General features: G+C 64.9%; 14 protein-coding genes. 9 read left to right on the top strand and 5 right to left on the bottom strand.

What is annotated here, in order from left to right:
* Positions 1–45 precede the first annotated feature (45 nt).
* Positions 46–351 (top strand): hypothetical protein, encoded by a 306-nt coding sequence (locus tag ISP20_RS02000; protein WP_204634378.1) that lies wholly within the window; start codon positions 46–48, stop codon positions 349–351.
* On the opposite strand, the gene ISP20_RS01995 is transcribed toward ISP20_RS02000, so the two are convergent.
* The gene (locus ISP20_RS01995) at positions 311–559 is read right to left on the bottom strand and encodes a hypothetical protein (protein ID WP_204634377.1); all 249 of its coding nucleotides are present in this window, start codon (positions 557–559) and stop codon (positions 311–313) included. The two genes, ISP20_RS02000 and ISP20_RS01995, sit on opposite strands and share 41 nt — an antisense overlap.
* A gap of 241 nt (positions 560–800) precedes the next feature.
* Between ISP20_RS01995 and tehA the strand changes: the two genes are divergently transcribed.
* Both tehA and ISP20_RS01985 read left to right on the top strand, forming a co-directional pair.
* A complete protein-coding gene (gene tehA, locus ISP20_RS01990) occupies positions 801–1,757 on the top strand; it encodes a dicarboxylate transporter/tellurite-resistance protein TehA (RefSeq protein ID WP_204634376.1) in 957 nt (318 codons plus the stop codon).
* A 93-nt stretch (positions 1,758–1,850) separates the two neighbouring features.
* Positions 1,851–3,605: an MOSC and FAD-binding oxidoreductase domain-containing protein gene (locus ISP20_RS01985; protein WP_204634375.1), complete on the top strand. Its 1,755-nt coding sequence runs from the start codon at positions 1,851–1,853 to the stop codon at positions 3,603–3,605.
* 4 nt (positions 3,606–3,609) lie between these two features.
* On the opposite strand, the gene ISP20_RS01980 is transcribed toward ISP20_RS01985, so the two are convergent.
* Positions 3,610–4,551, bottom strand: coding sequence for an aldo/keto reductase (locus ISP20_RS01980; RefSeq protein ID WP_204634374.1), 942 nt, complete (start codon positions 4,549–4,551; stop codon positions 3,610–3,612).
* Positions 4,552–4,651: 100 nt separating this feature from the next.
* Here ISP20_RS01980 and ISP20_RS01975 point away from each other — a divergent pair, with 100 nt between their 5' ends.
* The 3 genes from ISP20_RS01975 to ISP20_RS01965 are packed head-to-tail and all read left to right on the top strand — an operon-like array spanning position 4,652 to position 6,469.
* Positions 4,652–5,281, top strand: a complete 630-nt coding sequence (locus ISP20_RS01975) for a TetR/AcrR family transcriptional regulator (RefSeq protein ID WP_204634373.1) — start codon at positions 4,652–4,654, stop codon at positions 5,279–5,281.
* 16 nt (positions 5,282–5,297) lie between these two features.
* Positions 5,298–5,807: a G/U mismatch-specific DNA glycosylase gene (gene mug / locus ISP20_RS01970; protein WP_204634372.1), complete on the top strand. Its 510-nt coding sequence runs from the start codon at positions 5,298–5,300 to the stop codon at positions 5,805–5,807.
* Positions 5,808–5,845: 38 nt separating this feature from the next.
* A complete protein-coding gene (locus ISP20_RS01965) occupies positions 5,846–6,469 on the top strand; it encodes a DNA-3-methyladenine glycosylase (RefSeq protein ID WP_204634371.1) in 624 nt (207 codons plus the stop codon).
* Positions 6,470–6,504: 35 nt separating this feature from the next.
* Here the strand turns inward: ISP20_RS01965 and ISP20_RS01960 are convergent, their stop codons facing one another.
* Both ISP20_RS01960 and ISP20_RS01955 read right to left on the bottom strand, forming a co-directional pair.
* On the bottom strand, positions 6,505–7,170 hold the full coding sequence (locus tag ISP20_RS01960; protein WP_204634370.1) for a LysE family translocator: 666 nt from the start codon (positions 7,168–7,170) through the stop codon (positions 6,505–6,507).
* A 99-nt stretch (positions 7,171–7,269) separates the two neighbouring features.
* Positions 7,270–8,130: a TolB family protein gene (locus ISP20_RS01955; protein ID WP_204634369.1), complete on the bottom strand. Its 861-nt coding sequence runs from the start codon at positions 8,128–8,130 to the stop codon at positions 7,270–7,272.
* A gap of 364 nt (positions 8,131–8,494) precedes the next feature.
* Between ISP20_RS01955 and ISP20_RS01950 the strand changes: the two genes are divergently transcribed.
* Together ISP20_RS01950 and ISP20_RS01945 are read left to right on the top strand one after the other, a co-directional pair.
* Positions 8,495–9,529: an alpha/beta hydrolase family protein gene (locus ISP20_RS01950; RefSeq protein WP_204634368.1), complete on the top strand. Its 1,035-nt coding sequence runs from the start codon at positions 8,495–8,497 to the stop codon at positions 9,527–9,529.
* Between the two features lie 20 nt (positions 9,530–9,549).
* Entirely contained in the window at positions 9,550–10,560 is a 1,011-nt protein-coding gene (locus ISP20_RS01945; protein WP_204634367.1) for an asparaginase, read from the top strand.
* Between the two features lie 9 nt (positions 10,561–10,569).
* Here ISP20_RS01945 and ISP20_RS01940 read toward each other — a convergent pair whose 3' ends face one another.
* On the bottom strand, positions 10,570–12,144 hold the full coding sequence (locus ISP20_RS01940; protein WP_204634366.1) for a putative bifunctional diguanylate cyclase/phosphodiesterase: 1,575 nt from the start codon (positions 12,142–12,144) through the stop codon (positions 10,570–10,572).
* A 744-nt stretch (positions 12,145–12,888) separates the two neighbouring features.
* On the opposite strand from ISP20_RS01940, the gene ISP20_RS01935 reads away from it, so the two are divergent.
* The gene (locus ISP20_RS01935) at positions 12,889–14,052 is read left to right on the top strand and encodes a WD40/YVTN/BNR-like repeat-containing protein (RefSeq protein WP_204634365.1); all 1,164 of its coding nucleotides are present in this window, start codon (positions 12,889–12,891) and stop codon (positions 14,050–14,052) included.
* Positions 14,053–14,116 lie beyond the last annotated feature (64 nt).

The raw sequence follows: 14,116 nt of genomic DNA, 5'->3' as shown, positions 1-14,116 counted from the left end.
GAGCCATTCAGGCGCGTGGTCGCCGCTCCTATCGGACTTCATGTCATGACCGTCAAACGCAAGCGCATTCTCGCCAGCACGCTGCTGCTGGCACTGGCCTCGTCCCCACTGCTGGCTGCACGGGGCGCCAGCCACGCCGCCGGCGCGGAGCCCACAAGCCCATCCAACGCACGCAGCGCGCCCCACCGCGAGCCAGCGAGCGAGGTCTCGAGCAGCCGCATCAACGGGCGCTCGGACTGGGATATCGATTACCCCTCGCAGCTCGCTCCGCAAACCGTGCTGCCCAGCGGCCAGGCGAGCGCCGTGGTGGTCAATACTTCAGGTTCAGCTCCGGCACCTGCGGCCGATTGAGTTCGTAGAGGTCCTGGAACTCTTCTTCGCTGAGTTCGTCGGGAGCATAGACAGCCACGGGATCCCATACGCGATCGGTGGCCTGTGGCTGGCGCGGACCGCCTCGCAACGAAAACCAGCGGCTATCGCGCTCCAGCAGTTCGGGAGCTTCGTCGACGTGCTCGGTTTTCACGTCATGCGGAGCGAGAAGGAATACGGCGAGAATCATCGGGCTGGCTCCTCGTGTCAAAGCGAGTGCGCGCAACGCAGGGCGTGACGGCATCTGTGCCGATGCTAGCGCGTTATGCCTGCCGCGACCTCTCCCTGCGCGCCGCGCCCGCCGTGGCATTCCGCCACGGCAGGCGAGCGGCCATACCAAGGTGCAATGGCATCAGCCCGTCCGGCTGACTACGGTGGCATGCGGAAGGCTGCGCCTTCGCGGGCCGCTGGCATCATGGAGGCGCTCCACCGTGGCACTGCGCAAGCTGCCCATCGTTCCCGCCAGCTTCTTTGGCATCGTGCTTGGCGTGGGTGGCCTGGGCAACGCGTGGCGGGCCGCGCACGACGTGTGGGGCCTGCCTTCACTGGTGGGCGAGTTGTTGCTGGCCGCCGCCACGCTGATCTGGCTCTGCCTGTTGGTGCTGTACGCGGCCAAGTGGATCTATGCGCGACCTGCCGCGCTCGCCGAGATCAATCACCCGGTGCAATGTTGCTTCGTCGGCCTGGCCGGCCTCACCGCCATGGTGATCGCGGCCGCCGTGCTGCGCTATTCGCACTCGCTGGCATGGCTGCTGTTCGTGCTGGGCTTTCTCTACACGATCGCTTTCGCCGTGTGGCTGACCGGCATGCTGTGGGAAGGCGGACGGGACAAGACGCACACCACCGCCGCGCTTTATCTGCCGGTGGTGGGCGGATCGTTCGTGGCGGCCGCCGTGGTGGCGAACCTTGGCTACGCCGACTGGGGCGAGCTGGCGTTCGGTGCCGGGGCGTTTACCTGGCTGGCGATCGATGCCGTACTGCTTCACCGCCTTTACACCGCCGAGCCGATGCCGCCGATGATGCGCCCCACCCTGGGCATCCAGCTGGCACCGCCGACGGTGGGTGCGCTTGCGTATATCAACGTGAGCCACGGGCCGCCGGATTTGTTCATCCACGCGATGCTCGCCTACGGACTGATGATCGGCGTGGTACTCCTGCGCCTGCTGCCATGGATACGCGCGCAGCCATTCTCGGTGAGCTATTGGGGCTTCACCTTCGGTGTCACGGCGCTGGCCACGGCGCCGTTGCGCCTGATCGCACACGGCGAAACCGGGCCTTGGGCCCTGCTTGCACCGTACCTGTTCGTGGGTGGCAACCTGATCATTCTGCTGATGACGGTGGCGACGCTGCGCATGCTTTGGCAAGGAAGGCTGTGGTCGGTGCAATGAGCTGGCACGCAGCCCTCCTCCGTGCCGGGCACCGCATCGTCGAGGCTAGTAGCATGTCTTCCCACCTGCCCCGCAAGCGCAGAGAGACGAGCCATGGGTCACGTCGTTTCCATCAATGTCGGCCTGCCCGCGGACGTGGCATGGCGAGGCAAGATTGTTCGGACGGCCGTATGGAAGCGCCCGGTCAGCGGGCGCGTGATGGCGCGGCGCCTCAACCTCGATGGCGATGGACAAGGCGACCTGGAAGGCCACGGCGGCGTGCACCGCGCGGTGATGGTCTACCAGCTTGCCTCCTACCGCTACTGGGAACAGGTGCTGAGCCGATCGCTGAGCGAATACGGCATGTTCGGCGAGAATCTCACCATCGATGGGCTGCCGGATGACGAAGTGTGCATCGGCGATCGCTATCGCATCGGCGGCGCACTGTTCGAGGTATCGCAGCCGCGCGTCACCTGCTATCGCGTCGGCATACGCATGGATGAGCCGCGCATGCCGGCGCTGCTGGTCTCGCATCGCCGCCCCGGGTTCTATTTCCGCGTACTGGAAGAAGGCGAGATCGGCGCGGGCGACGAGATCGTTCTGGTCGAGCAAGGCCGGGAAAAAATGACCGTCGCCGAGGTCGACGGCCTGCTCTACCTGCCCGGCCATCCGGATGATCGCCTCCGTCGCGCGTCGAGCGAGCCTTCGCTCAGTCCGGGTTGGAAGCAATCGTTCGACGCGATGCTGGCGAACACCGGCAAGCTGCAGGGCAATGCGGGGTTGACCGCCGTCCTTCCCGATGTCGCGTGGCAAGGCTTTCGCCGGCTCAAGGTGGCCAGCGTGACGCGGGAGAGTGACGAGGTGACTTCGTTGCTGCTGGCCGCCACCGAGCCGCCAGCGTTGGCTCCTCCAGCGGCAGGATCGTTCGTGGTGTTGCGCATCGCGCCTGCGGACGGCGGCACACCGCTCACCCGCAGCTATTCGCTCTCCAACGTGGGCGAAGAGGGCATGTACCGGGTCAGTGTCAAACGGGGCAGCGGCGAAGGCAGTCGCTACATCCACGACAAGGTACACGCAGGCGACCTGATCGAGGTCAGTGCGCCGCGCGGGACGTTTCATCTGCAGGCCGGCGACCAGCCGATGGTTTTCCTGAGTGCCGGCATCGGCATCACGCCGGTGCTGGGCATGCTGCATCAGCTGGTGGCCGATGGCGGCGCTACGAATCGCGAGGTGTACTGGATCCATGGCGCACGCAATGGCGCCGAAGAAGTCTTTGCCCAGGAAGTCCGTCGACTGCTCGGCGCCTTGCCGCATGTCCATACGCTGGTGGCCTATAGCCAGCCGCGCGCCGAGGATCGCCAGGGCCGCGACTTCGATGTGTCCGAACGCATCAGCGCAGCCACCCTCCAGAAGCTGGGCGTGCCCGTCACGGCGCAGTTCTATCTGTGCGGCCCTGCCGCCTTCATGACGGCAATGATCGCCGGTCTCGACAGCATCGGCGTGGCGAGCACGAACATTCACAGCGAGACCTTCGGCAGCGAGGCATCGATCACGCCAGGTATCGCTGCCGCGCCCACGCGCCCGCCGCATCCACCGGTCGGCGCGCAAGGACACGGGCCAACCGTCTCCTTCAGTCGAAGCGGCCTGTCGCTACCCTGGTCCGACAGCTACGAGAGCCTGCTGGAGTTCGCCGAGGCGTGCGATGTGCCCGTGCGCTGGTCGTGCCGCATGGGCGTGTGCCATACCTGCGAAACCGCGCTGATCGCCGGCCGGGTTCGCTACGATCCCGACCCCATCGACGCGCCGGCCAATGGCAACGTGCTGATCTGTTGCGCGCGGCCCGAGAACGATATCGAACTCGATCTGTAACGTCTCACGCGCGCCGCGGAACGAAACCCGGCACGCCGGTCTCCACCACCGCGTTGAGGCGCACGCGGGTGTCGATGCCTTGTCGCATCGCCTGCATGGCATCGTCGGGCAGCCGTGCGATATCGAAGTTCTGCTCGATATGCGCCGGGTTGGTGGACGTGGTGAGGAAGGCCGTCCCGCGCTGCACTGCCCAGGACAGCGCCACCTGGGCCGGGGTCTGGTCGACGCGACGCGCAATCGCCTGGATCAGGGGATCGTCGGTGATGCGCGGTTCCATGCCATGGCCCAGTGGCGCGAAGGCGAGCAGCACGATGCCGTGTTGCCGACAGAACTCGAGCAGTTCCCATTCCGGCAGATAAGGGTGGCTTTCCACCTGCACCACGGCCGGCTGGATGCGCGCCACGGCGACAATCTCCTTCAGCGCCGGCAGCGTGATGTCGGACAGGCCGATCGCCCGGCAGCGCCCTTCATCCACCAGTCGCTCCATCGCACGCCATGTGTCGGCCAGGGTGACGCCGGTGTCGTAGATCGGGTGATCATGCTCGTCACGCGGATCCATCTCGTCGCCGGGCTGGAACGCAAACGGCGTGTGCACCAGGTACAGATCGAGGTAATCGAGTTGCAGCCGACGAAGGCTTGCCTCGAACGCGGGCCGGACCCGCTCGGGGCGATGATTGGTGTTCCACAGCTTGCTGGTCACGAAGAGCTCTTCGCGCGTCAGCGTGCCGGCGTCGAAGGCTTGCTTCACTGCATCGCCGACCACGTCTTCGTTGAGGTAGCGCTCGGCGGCATCGAGGTGGCGAAAGCCGGTTTGCAGCGCCGCCGTGACCGACCGGCTGGCCGCAGAGCGATCGGCGATCAGCGTGCCGAATCCGACGGCTGGCATCGCGCCGCCGCCGTGCGCAAGCGGGATACGGGTATGGCGAAGGTATTCGGTCGAACTCATGGCAGTGCTCAATAGCCGGTGCGCGGAGACCGGCTCCGACACCATTGAATTTTGTACTGAGTAGGATAATAATCCGACAATCGAAGGGAGGCAAGTTTTTATGCCATCACGAACAAAACTAGCCAAGACCGAAAAACGTCCGCGCGGCCGCCCTCGCGCCTACGAGCCCGAAACCGCCCTGCGCCAGGCCGCGGAGGCGTTCTGGAAGACGGGTTATTCAGGCACCTCGCTGGACGACATCTCGGCCGCCACCGGCATGAACCGGCCCAGCCTGCGCGCGGCGTTCGGCGACAAGCACGACATCTACGTCATGGCGCTCACCCATTACTGGGAGCGCAAATTCGAGGCGATGCACAAGGCCTTCGCGAGCGGCGGAACCCTGGCCGAGACCTTGATGAAGGTTTACGAGGCGGCGCTGGCGATCTACTTCTCCGGCGACGAGCAGGCGCTCGGATGTTTCGTGGTTGGCACCGCGATTACCGAAGCGCCCTTCGACGAGCAGATCCAGACGCTTGCCGCGGACGGCTTCCGCAAGCTCGATGCCGATTTCGAGGCACGCTTCAAACTGGCGCGCACGCGCGGAGAAGTAGGCGCCGATGCCGATCCCAAGGCGCTCGCCCTGCTCGCCTCCGCAACCATGCACAGCCTGGCCGTGCGCGCCCGCGCCGGCAGCTCACGCACGGAACTGAAGAAGCTCGCGCAGAAGGCTATCGCGGTGATGTGCGGGTGATGTCGTGCAGGCGGCGATGAGCAGCGAACTTCCCGACCGGATCGGTGAAGGCCTAACGGTGCTGTTTTGCGGCATCAACCCTGGCATGACAGCGGCCACGTCGGGCCATCATTTCGTCAGCCGCAGCAACCGGTTCTGGCGTGTGCTGCATCGGGCGGGTTTCACCCCGATGGAGATTTCGCCCGAGCAGGATCGCCGCATTCTTGATTACGGTTACGGCTTGACGACGGTGGTGCAGCGGCCGACGGCCAGCGCCGATCAATTGTCGCCTCACGAGTTCGCCACTGCCGCGGCGCAATTCAGACAGAAGATCGCCCGGCATGCGCCACGCTTCGTCGCCTTTCTGGGCAAACCGGCGTATGCCGCGCTGAGCGGTCGACGGGAGATTGCGTGGGGCCGGCAAACCGAGCCCATGGAAGGTTCCATCGTCTGGGTGTTGCCCAATCCCAGCGGAAGAAATCGCGCATTCTCGCTTGACGGCCTGGTCGATGCGTACCGGCCGCTGCATCTGGCCACGGTGCGGTAATGGCCACGAAGACGGACAGCACTCACGGAAGCGTTTGGATGGCTGAAAGAATACCGGTGGCCTGGCCGGGAAAACCCTTGTCGCGCGCGTTCTTCAACCGCCCCGCCACCACGCTGGCACCACGCCTGCTCAACAAGGTGCTGGCTTCGGCGGATGGTCGCGCGGGGCGCATCGTGGAAGTGGAGGCCTATGCCGGCGCGATCGATCCGGCCGCGCATACCTATCGCGGAAAGACTCCGCGCAATGCCGTGATGTTCGGACCGCCGGGCCACATGTATGTCTACTTCACCTACGGCATGCACTGGTGCGCCAATTGCGTGTCCGGCCCGGAAGGTTCCGGTTGCGGCGTGCTGATCCGCGCACTGGAGCCGCTGCAGGGGCTTGCGCAGATGCGCGCCGCGCGTCCACGCATCGCGAACGACCGCGACCTGTGTCGCGGACCTGCCCGTCTCACCCAGGCGATGGCGATCAATGGCGCGCAGAACGGCATCGATCTGGTGACCTCGCTGGACGGCTTCGCCATCGTCGACGATGGCATGGCGCCGCCCAGGAACGTGGTGGGCGGTCCGCGCATCGGCATCAGCGTCGGCAAGGATCATCCGTGGCGCTGGAGCGTGCCCGGCAGTCGCTATGTTTCCGGCACGGCCGCTCAACGCGGCTGACTCGTCATGCGCGGGCCGCGAGCTGATGTCTCGCCTCAGGTCGCTGGCCGGCGCAGCAAGGCAAGCGTGACGCCAAAGCCGATCATCATGCTTCCGCTCACGCGGTTGAGCCAGCGAAATGCCTGCGTCCGATGGGCAACTGCGCCAAGTCGCGCACCGAGTGCCGCATAGATGCCGATGGCGACCAGTTCCAGCAACAGGAACGTCGTGCCCAGCAAGGTGAAGCTGGCGGCGTAGTGAGCGCGATCGACGAACTGCGGAAAGAACGCGGTGAAGATCAGGATCGCCTTGGGGTTGCCCGCGGCCACCAGGAATTCCTGCTTGGCCAGCCGTGCCAAGGTGCCAGTGCGGCCCGGGGCTTCCTGCATGTTGCGCTCCGCCATCGCCGCCGGCAGCGATGCGGGATGAGCGCGCAACAACCGCACGCCGATCCATACCAGATAGCACGCGCCACCCAGCTTGAGCGCGGTGAACCACAGCTCCGACGCAAGCAGCAGTGCACCGAGACCAACGCCGGACAAGGCGATCATCACCGCAAACGCCAGCAATCTCCCCGACGAGGCCAGCACCGATGTACGAATGCCCACTCGTGCGCCGTTGGACAGGGACAGCACGTTGTTCGGGCCAAGCGCCATGTTGAGCGCAAAGCAGGCCGGCAGGAACAGTGCGAAGGTGGCGAGGGACAAGGAGGCAGCGTGCATGATGATCGGCTCAATGGATCGCGGGTGTGGACGGCCGGGCAAGTTGTGACCAATGTCTACAGCGTGCGTCCTGGCCGGCCACGCGGGCCCGTCGCAACGCTACTTCGCTGTCGGCGCAGTTGCGCCGTGCCCCTCCATACGGGCACGCCAGTCGGCCAGCGGAAAACTGTGGATGCGTTGATCGTCGCCGCTGTAATAGAGCGTGGAGAGATCCGGCGACAGCCGCGCCTCGATGCCCGTCGGTCCCAAGGGTTGCGGCGGGCTCCAGCCCTGCCCAGTGGCAAAGGTAATGAACAGTGCGCTGCCGCTGCTGGTCGATGGGGGTCGCGACGAACTGAACACCATGAACGACTGGTCGGGTGCCACCGCGGGATCGAAATCGCCGGTGATGCCATCGCTGAAACCCAACGGCGTCGGCGCCTGGTATTGGCCGCCCTTCCTGCGGCTGAGATAGAGGCGGAACTTGCCGCCTAGCGGATCGGGCTTCATGAAATAGAGGCTGCCGTCGGCGGCCAGAGCCGGCGAGAAGATCGACGTGCCGTCGTTGATCGCATCCGGCAAGCGCTGTGGCGTACCCCAGCCCTGCGTGGTGCGATTCACACGCCACAGGTTGCCGCCACGTCGCGGTCGTGGCTTGCCGTTGAAATAGCCGTCGATGGCGCTGCCACCCGCGTGCGCCGGTCGATTGGAGGCGAATACCAGATAGCTGCCGTCGGGCGCCATCGCCGGTTCAAGATCCATCCAGTCGCTGGAAAAGGGCAGCAAGGCGGCCGCCGACCAGTCCGCGTTGCTGCGCTCGGTCGTATAGAGGTGACGGGTCGCGCCCTCTCCGCGTGAGAACACGACGGTGTGTCCATCGGGCGAGAACGCGAGCGACGCGTCATTGGGTTGCTGCCAGGGTTCGGCAGCATGCGCGGTGCCCGCAGCGAGCAAAAGAACCAACAGGGATAGAGAGCGCATCGGGCAGATCCCTCGGAAAGTCGCGCCGAGGCTAGGCCGCGGTCAACGCGTGGTCCAAGCTTCTGTGTCGACTGGTGCCACCGCCGTGACGAGCGGCGCATGAGACGCCGCAAGCGGCGGACGTGTCGATACATGCAGGTCATCGGTCATGTGTCCATCGACACAGGCCAGGCAAATGTCCCTTCGATAAGCTGCCTGCCGCCGCCTCCGAGCCTCGGCGCGGCATGCCTGTTGCCGCATGCCGGCACCATCGGCCGCCGTAACGAACGGACCAGCGATGTCCCCACGCCCCGTGTGAGTACTTATGTTGCCTTCAAGATTGCGCCGCTTCCCGATAACGCTATGCCTTGCAGCGATCAGCCTGATGTCCGCCGGCAAGGTCGCCGCCGAATCGCCGTGGCACCAGGATGATTCCATCAGGATCGCGACGCGCGACATCCACTTCAACAGTCATGGCGTCGAGCTGGTGGGCACGCTGAGTTATCCCGAGCATGCCAACCATCTGCCTGCGTTGGTGGTGACGCATGCCGCGATGGCATCCACGCGGGACTTCGGCCTCTATCGCCATCTCGAACAGGATCTGCCGCGCCTTGGTTACGCCACCTTCGTCTACGACCGTCGTGGCAGCGGTGCATCCAAAGGCAACATCGAGGATACCGACTACCAGCTGCTGGCCGACGATGCCGTGGCAGCGCAACAGGCCATCGCCGGCGACGCTCACGTGGACCGCCACGCCATCGGCTTCTGGGGCCTGAGCCAGGGCGGCTGGCTCGCCGTGCTGGCGGCCACGCGCAGCCCCGATGCCGCCTTCGTCGTCTCCATTTCGGCGCCGCTGCAGACACCCGCGCAGCAGATGGCCGGGGCGGTCTCCAATATCCTCTTCACCAAGGGCTATGGCGCCAAGGATATCCAGCAAGCGGTCGATACCCGCCACGCGGTGGAGAACTATCTGCGCGGAACAGTCAGCACTGCCGATGCACAAGCGGCGCTGGACAAGGCGAAAACGAAGCCGTGGTTCGACGACCTCTTCATGGAACCGACGGTGAGCGGACACCCGGAGCGGTCCCGCTGGCGCACGGAGATGGATTACGACCCGACCGCGCCGCTGGTGTCGTTGAAGATTCCCGTGCTGCTACTGTTCGGTTCCGACGATCCCTGGGTATCGGTGCATGAGTCGATGGAACGCCTGGCCCAACTCGCCCCCGCGCATCCGAATGTCGAGTTCCATGTGATACCCGGCGCGGACCACATGATGATGCCGCCGCCCGCGAGCAACCCCATGGCCTATGATTCCAAGACGATGAAGACCGAAGCGCCCGCCAATCCCACCTACTTCCTCACCTTGGCCGATTGGCTGGCACGCACGGTTCACAAGCCGGACGCCGCCTCGCCGCACTGAACACGACATGGGAAGCCGCCATGCAGGAAACGCAATCGCCAGAAGTCGCCGTGATCGGGTGCGGTGGCACGCTCTCCTCGCTGGGTACCTCGTCGCTCGACTTGATGGATTATCCCGAGCACGGCAGCAAGCTGAGCATCGGCGAGCTGCTGGCGCGCATTCCCGAGGTGGCGACCGTAGCCTCCGTCATGGCGGTGCCGTTCCGCTCAGTGGGCAGCACCAACATCACGCCGGCCGACTGGTTCGAACTGCGGGCAACATTGCACCGGCTCGCGCGCGAACAGCCGCAGCTCAAGGGCTTCGTGATCGTCCATGGCACGGCCACGCTGGAGGAGACCGCGTTCTTCCTCAACCTGACCCTGGACATCGCGCAGACCGTGGTGCTGGTGGGCGCGCAGCGTCCGTTCAGCGCCGTCAGTTCCGATGCGCCGATGAATCTGCTCGGTGCGCTGCAGGTGGCGAAAGCGCGGCAGTCGCGCGGACGCGGCGTACTGGTCGTGCTCAACGACGAAATCCACGCCAGCCGCGATGTGGTGAAAACCTCCACCCTGCGACTGAACACGTTCCGTTCGGCCGAATCGGGCGCGCTGGGAGTGATCGATGCCGACGGCATCCATTTCTACCGGCGAGTTGATCGACCGCACGCGCCGGCCACCGACTTTGCCGACATGCCGGATGCACCGGCGTTGCCACGCGTCGACATCGTCTACTCCTATGCGGGTGCCGATGAGACCTTCATCGAAGCCGCCATCGCCAAAGGCGCACGCGGCATCGTCTCTGCCGGACTGGCTCCCGGCATTCCCACGGGCGCCGAGAAAGTCGCGCTGGAAGCAGCCGTGCGATCGGGCATCGCGGTGGTGCAGTGCTCGCGCGCGCCGTCGGGCCGGGTGGCGGGACGGCGCTATCTGCTCGAGCACGGCGTCATTCCCGGCGAGGACTTCAGCCCGCAAAAAGCGCGCATCCTGCTCGCGCTGGGCCTGGCACGCACGGATCGGCTCGATCAGTTGCGTGCCTGGTTCAAGCAGTATTAGCGATCCGGTTTACGGAGCGCTCGCCAGCGCGTCGCCCTCGCCTTCCTTCGCCCAGCGCGAAAACACCAGCTGGCTCGCTTCGTGCGATGACACCGCTTCACTGAACAGAAAGCCCTGCACCTGGGCGCAACCCTGCTCTTCCAGCAGCCGGGCCTGCTCGCCCGTTTCCACGCCTTCCGCGGTCACTTCCAGGCCAAGTCCCGCGCCGAGACCGACCAGCGCGCGCACGATGGCGGCACTGTCCTTGTCGGTCGACATGCTTTCGATAAAGCTGCGGTCGATCTTCAGGCGATCCACCTTGAAGTTGCGCAGGTGATAGAGGCTGGAGTAGCCAGTGCCGAAATCGTCCAGCGCAATCTTCACGCCGGCCGCGCGCAACAAGCCCAGGCATTCCTGCGCGGCCTTCAGGTCCTTCACCATCGCGCTCTCGGTGATTTCCAGTTCGAGACGCCACGACGGCAGGCCGGACCGCGCCAGGATCGCCAGCACGCGCGTCGGGAACTCCGAGTCGTGCAACAGCGTGGGCGAGACGTTGAACGCAAGCACCACGTCGCCCGGCCAGCCGGCAACGTCCGTGCATGCCTGTTCGAGCAGCTGGTCGGTCAGGCGCCCGATCAGGCCGCTCTCCTCGGCGATGGGGATGAAGCGATCGGGTGAGAGGTCTTCCAGGAACGGATGATTCCAGCGAGCCAGTGCCTCGAAGCCGCGAATCTGCCGCGACTTCAGTTCCACCAGCGGCTGGTAGAACGCCTGCAGCCGCCCTTCGTCGAGGGCCGCCAGCAGCTCCTGCTCCACGCGGTGGCGTTCGCGCACGTGGACGTCCATATCTTCTTCAAAAAAGCACAGATCGGAATAGCCGCGCGATTTGGCGCGATACAAGGCGATATCCGCCTTGCGCAACACTTCCGCCGGCGTCGTGCCGTCCTGCGGCGCCAGCGCGATGCCGATGCCCACGCCAATCAGGTGCCGGGCGTCGCCGGTGGTAACGGGGGATGCCAGGCATTCGATCACGCGCAAGGCAATGCTGGTGGCGGCTTCCGGGCCCGACAGATGCTTGGAAAGAATGGCGAACTCGTCGCCGCCGAGGCGCGCAACCAGATCGTCCTCGCGCAGGCAGGCATTGAGATACCCCGCGACACGGATCAGTACTTCGTCGCCTACCGCATGTCCGAAGACGTCGTTGACGCGCTTGAAGCCGTTGAGGTCGAGCAACAGCACCGCATGGCTGCCGCCCGCGCGCGGCGGCGAATTCACGGCGGCGAGCAATGCATCGTCGAAGCTGCGGCGATTGGGCAGCCCGGTCAGCGCATCGTGATAAGCCAATGCGCGCACTTCCTGCTCCGCGGCCACGCGCCGGCGCGTCTCCTTCTTCTGCTCGCGCAGCCGGCGGATGGTGAAGATCACCATGCAGCCGAGCACGAAGGACGAGATCAGCAGCATCTCGTTGAGGTCGATCGACTTGCCGCGCGCGTCGTCCCGCGAGAACGCTTCGAACACCTCGTACTCGAAACAGTAGTAGATGAGCAGGCAAGTGAGCAGGATGATCGAAAAACCATCCATGATCCGAACGCGATGACGCACCATGAATGCCCCCGCTCCTTTGAGTTGATCCGAGTTGCGGACCGCTTTGCCCAGGCGCTCGACGATGCTGTCCGCTGCATGCAGCGCGCGCCCTTTGTTTGAATCTAGTAGATCTGCCATGGATGCCCTGCGCGTGGCGACTTCACCACGTTCCCGTCTGTTGTTCGGCCGCACGTACAAAGCCTTGAGCGCAAGACCTTGCGAAACGGTGTTCTAGCCTGCGTTCTCGCTCGATCAAATGGCCATCCATACGCTTCGCCTTAGTGAAACTGCGGGCTGGCGAGCGTTAGCTTGCGCGAAGTTTTCGATCGTTATGCACGACATCGAGAAACTTAAAACAGCAGTGGCGTGTGTGTCGACCATCGCTGGATGTTGCGACGCATCGTGATGGATCGAGCATGTCGTTGGCGCGCTGACGAAGCGTGGGCGCGGCTCCTGCCAGCGTCCCGCGCGCTGCGAGAACAAATCACGGTCGCGATCATCGTGCACCGCGCAAACACAGTCATGCCATCAGTCATGTGTCGATGGGCACGGGATGAAGCGAGTCGGGCTGGCTAAGCTGCCACGCGCTCGATTCGCAACCGAGACAGACATCGACATTCAACCAGCCCACGCCGCTATCGCGCTTGATCACGAAGGACGCTGGCTTCGTCGATGAAACGATCGATCAGGACCGGAAGGTGGCAAGGCGCGACGCCTGGTAGGTACCGCCCCGGACAGGGATTTCATTCAAGCCAGGTGCACTTCATGCCGAACAACGCGGTCTTCGCCCATTTCGCTCGCCCTCTCGCGCTCGCCCTGCTAGCCACGGCCTGCAGCCAAAGCTTTGCTGCCGTCAACGACGCGCCGCTGACGCCGCAGGAAGGCAGCCATTGGCAAAAGCTTCCCACCGAGCCGTACAAGGGCAAGCAGGACGACATCTACTTCGTCAACCAGGATTTGGGCTTCTACGTCAACGGCAAGGGCAACATCTGGCGCAGCACGGATGGCGGACGCAGCTGGCAGAACGTGCTCAAGCAACCGGGCACTTATTTCCGCGCCATCGGCATGGTCGACGCCCGGCATGGGTTTGCCGGCAACATCGGCACCGGCTATTTCCCGGGCGTCACCGATAGCACGCCGCTGTACGAAACCACCGACGGCGGCGACCACTGGAGCCCGGTGACCACCATCCCCGGCCCGCCCATGCAGGGCATCTGCGCCATCGACGTGCTTCATCCCGATGCGCACAACCCGGCCAGCACCATCATCGATGCCGCCGGTCGCGTCGGCGGCCCGGCCCGCTTGTTGCGTTCGGTGGACGGCGGCAAGAGCTGGAGCAACATCGACATGACACCGTGGCTGGCCATGATCGTCGATGTGAAATTCTTCGATGCGAAGCATGGCGTGATCTTCGGCGGCACCGACGCGGATCTGGAAAAATCGCACGCCGTCATCGTGACTACCGACGACGGCGGCGCGCACTGGAAGCGTGCGTACGAATCCCAGCGCAAGAGCGAGCTGATCTGGAAGGGCTACTTCCCGTCGCGCAGCGTGGGCTACGCCACCATCCAGAACTACGACACGGATACCAAGGTCACCCAGCGCTGGCTGGCCAAGACCACCAACGGCGGCAAGAGCTGGAACGAGATCGCCCTGGTCGACAACAAGGAAGTCACCGAGTTCGGCGTGGGCTTCGCCAATGCCGAGCTGGGCTGGGTCGGCACCAACAAGGGCGGCTTCGAAACGACGGATGGCGGCGCGCACTGGAACCCTGTGGCGATGGGCCGCGTGATCAACAAGTTCCGCATCCTGCCCGATGGCAAGCACTTCACCGCCTACGCGATCGGTTCGGACGTCTACAAGTACACCAGCGAGCAGCTGCCGGACGTGCCCGATGCGGCGACGCCGGTACACGTCGACAAGCCGTAACCCTTTGCGCACCTACCCTGGCGCCTTATCGGCGGCCGTGCGATCGACGCGCGGTCGCTCGCAT

This window comes from Dyella kyungheensis (genome assembly GCF_016905005.1).
Lineage (GTDB): Bacteria > Pseudomonadota > Gammaproteobacteria > Xanthomonadales > Rhodanobacteraceae > Dyella > Dyella kyungheensis.
Note: the sequence above shows the minus strand (reverse complement) of the source record. Positions and strands in the feature narration are given on the sequence as shown.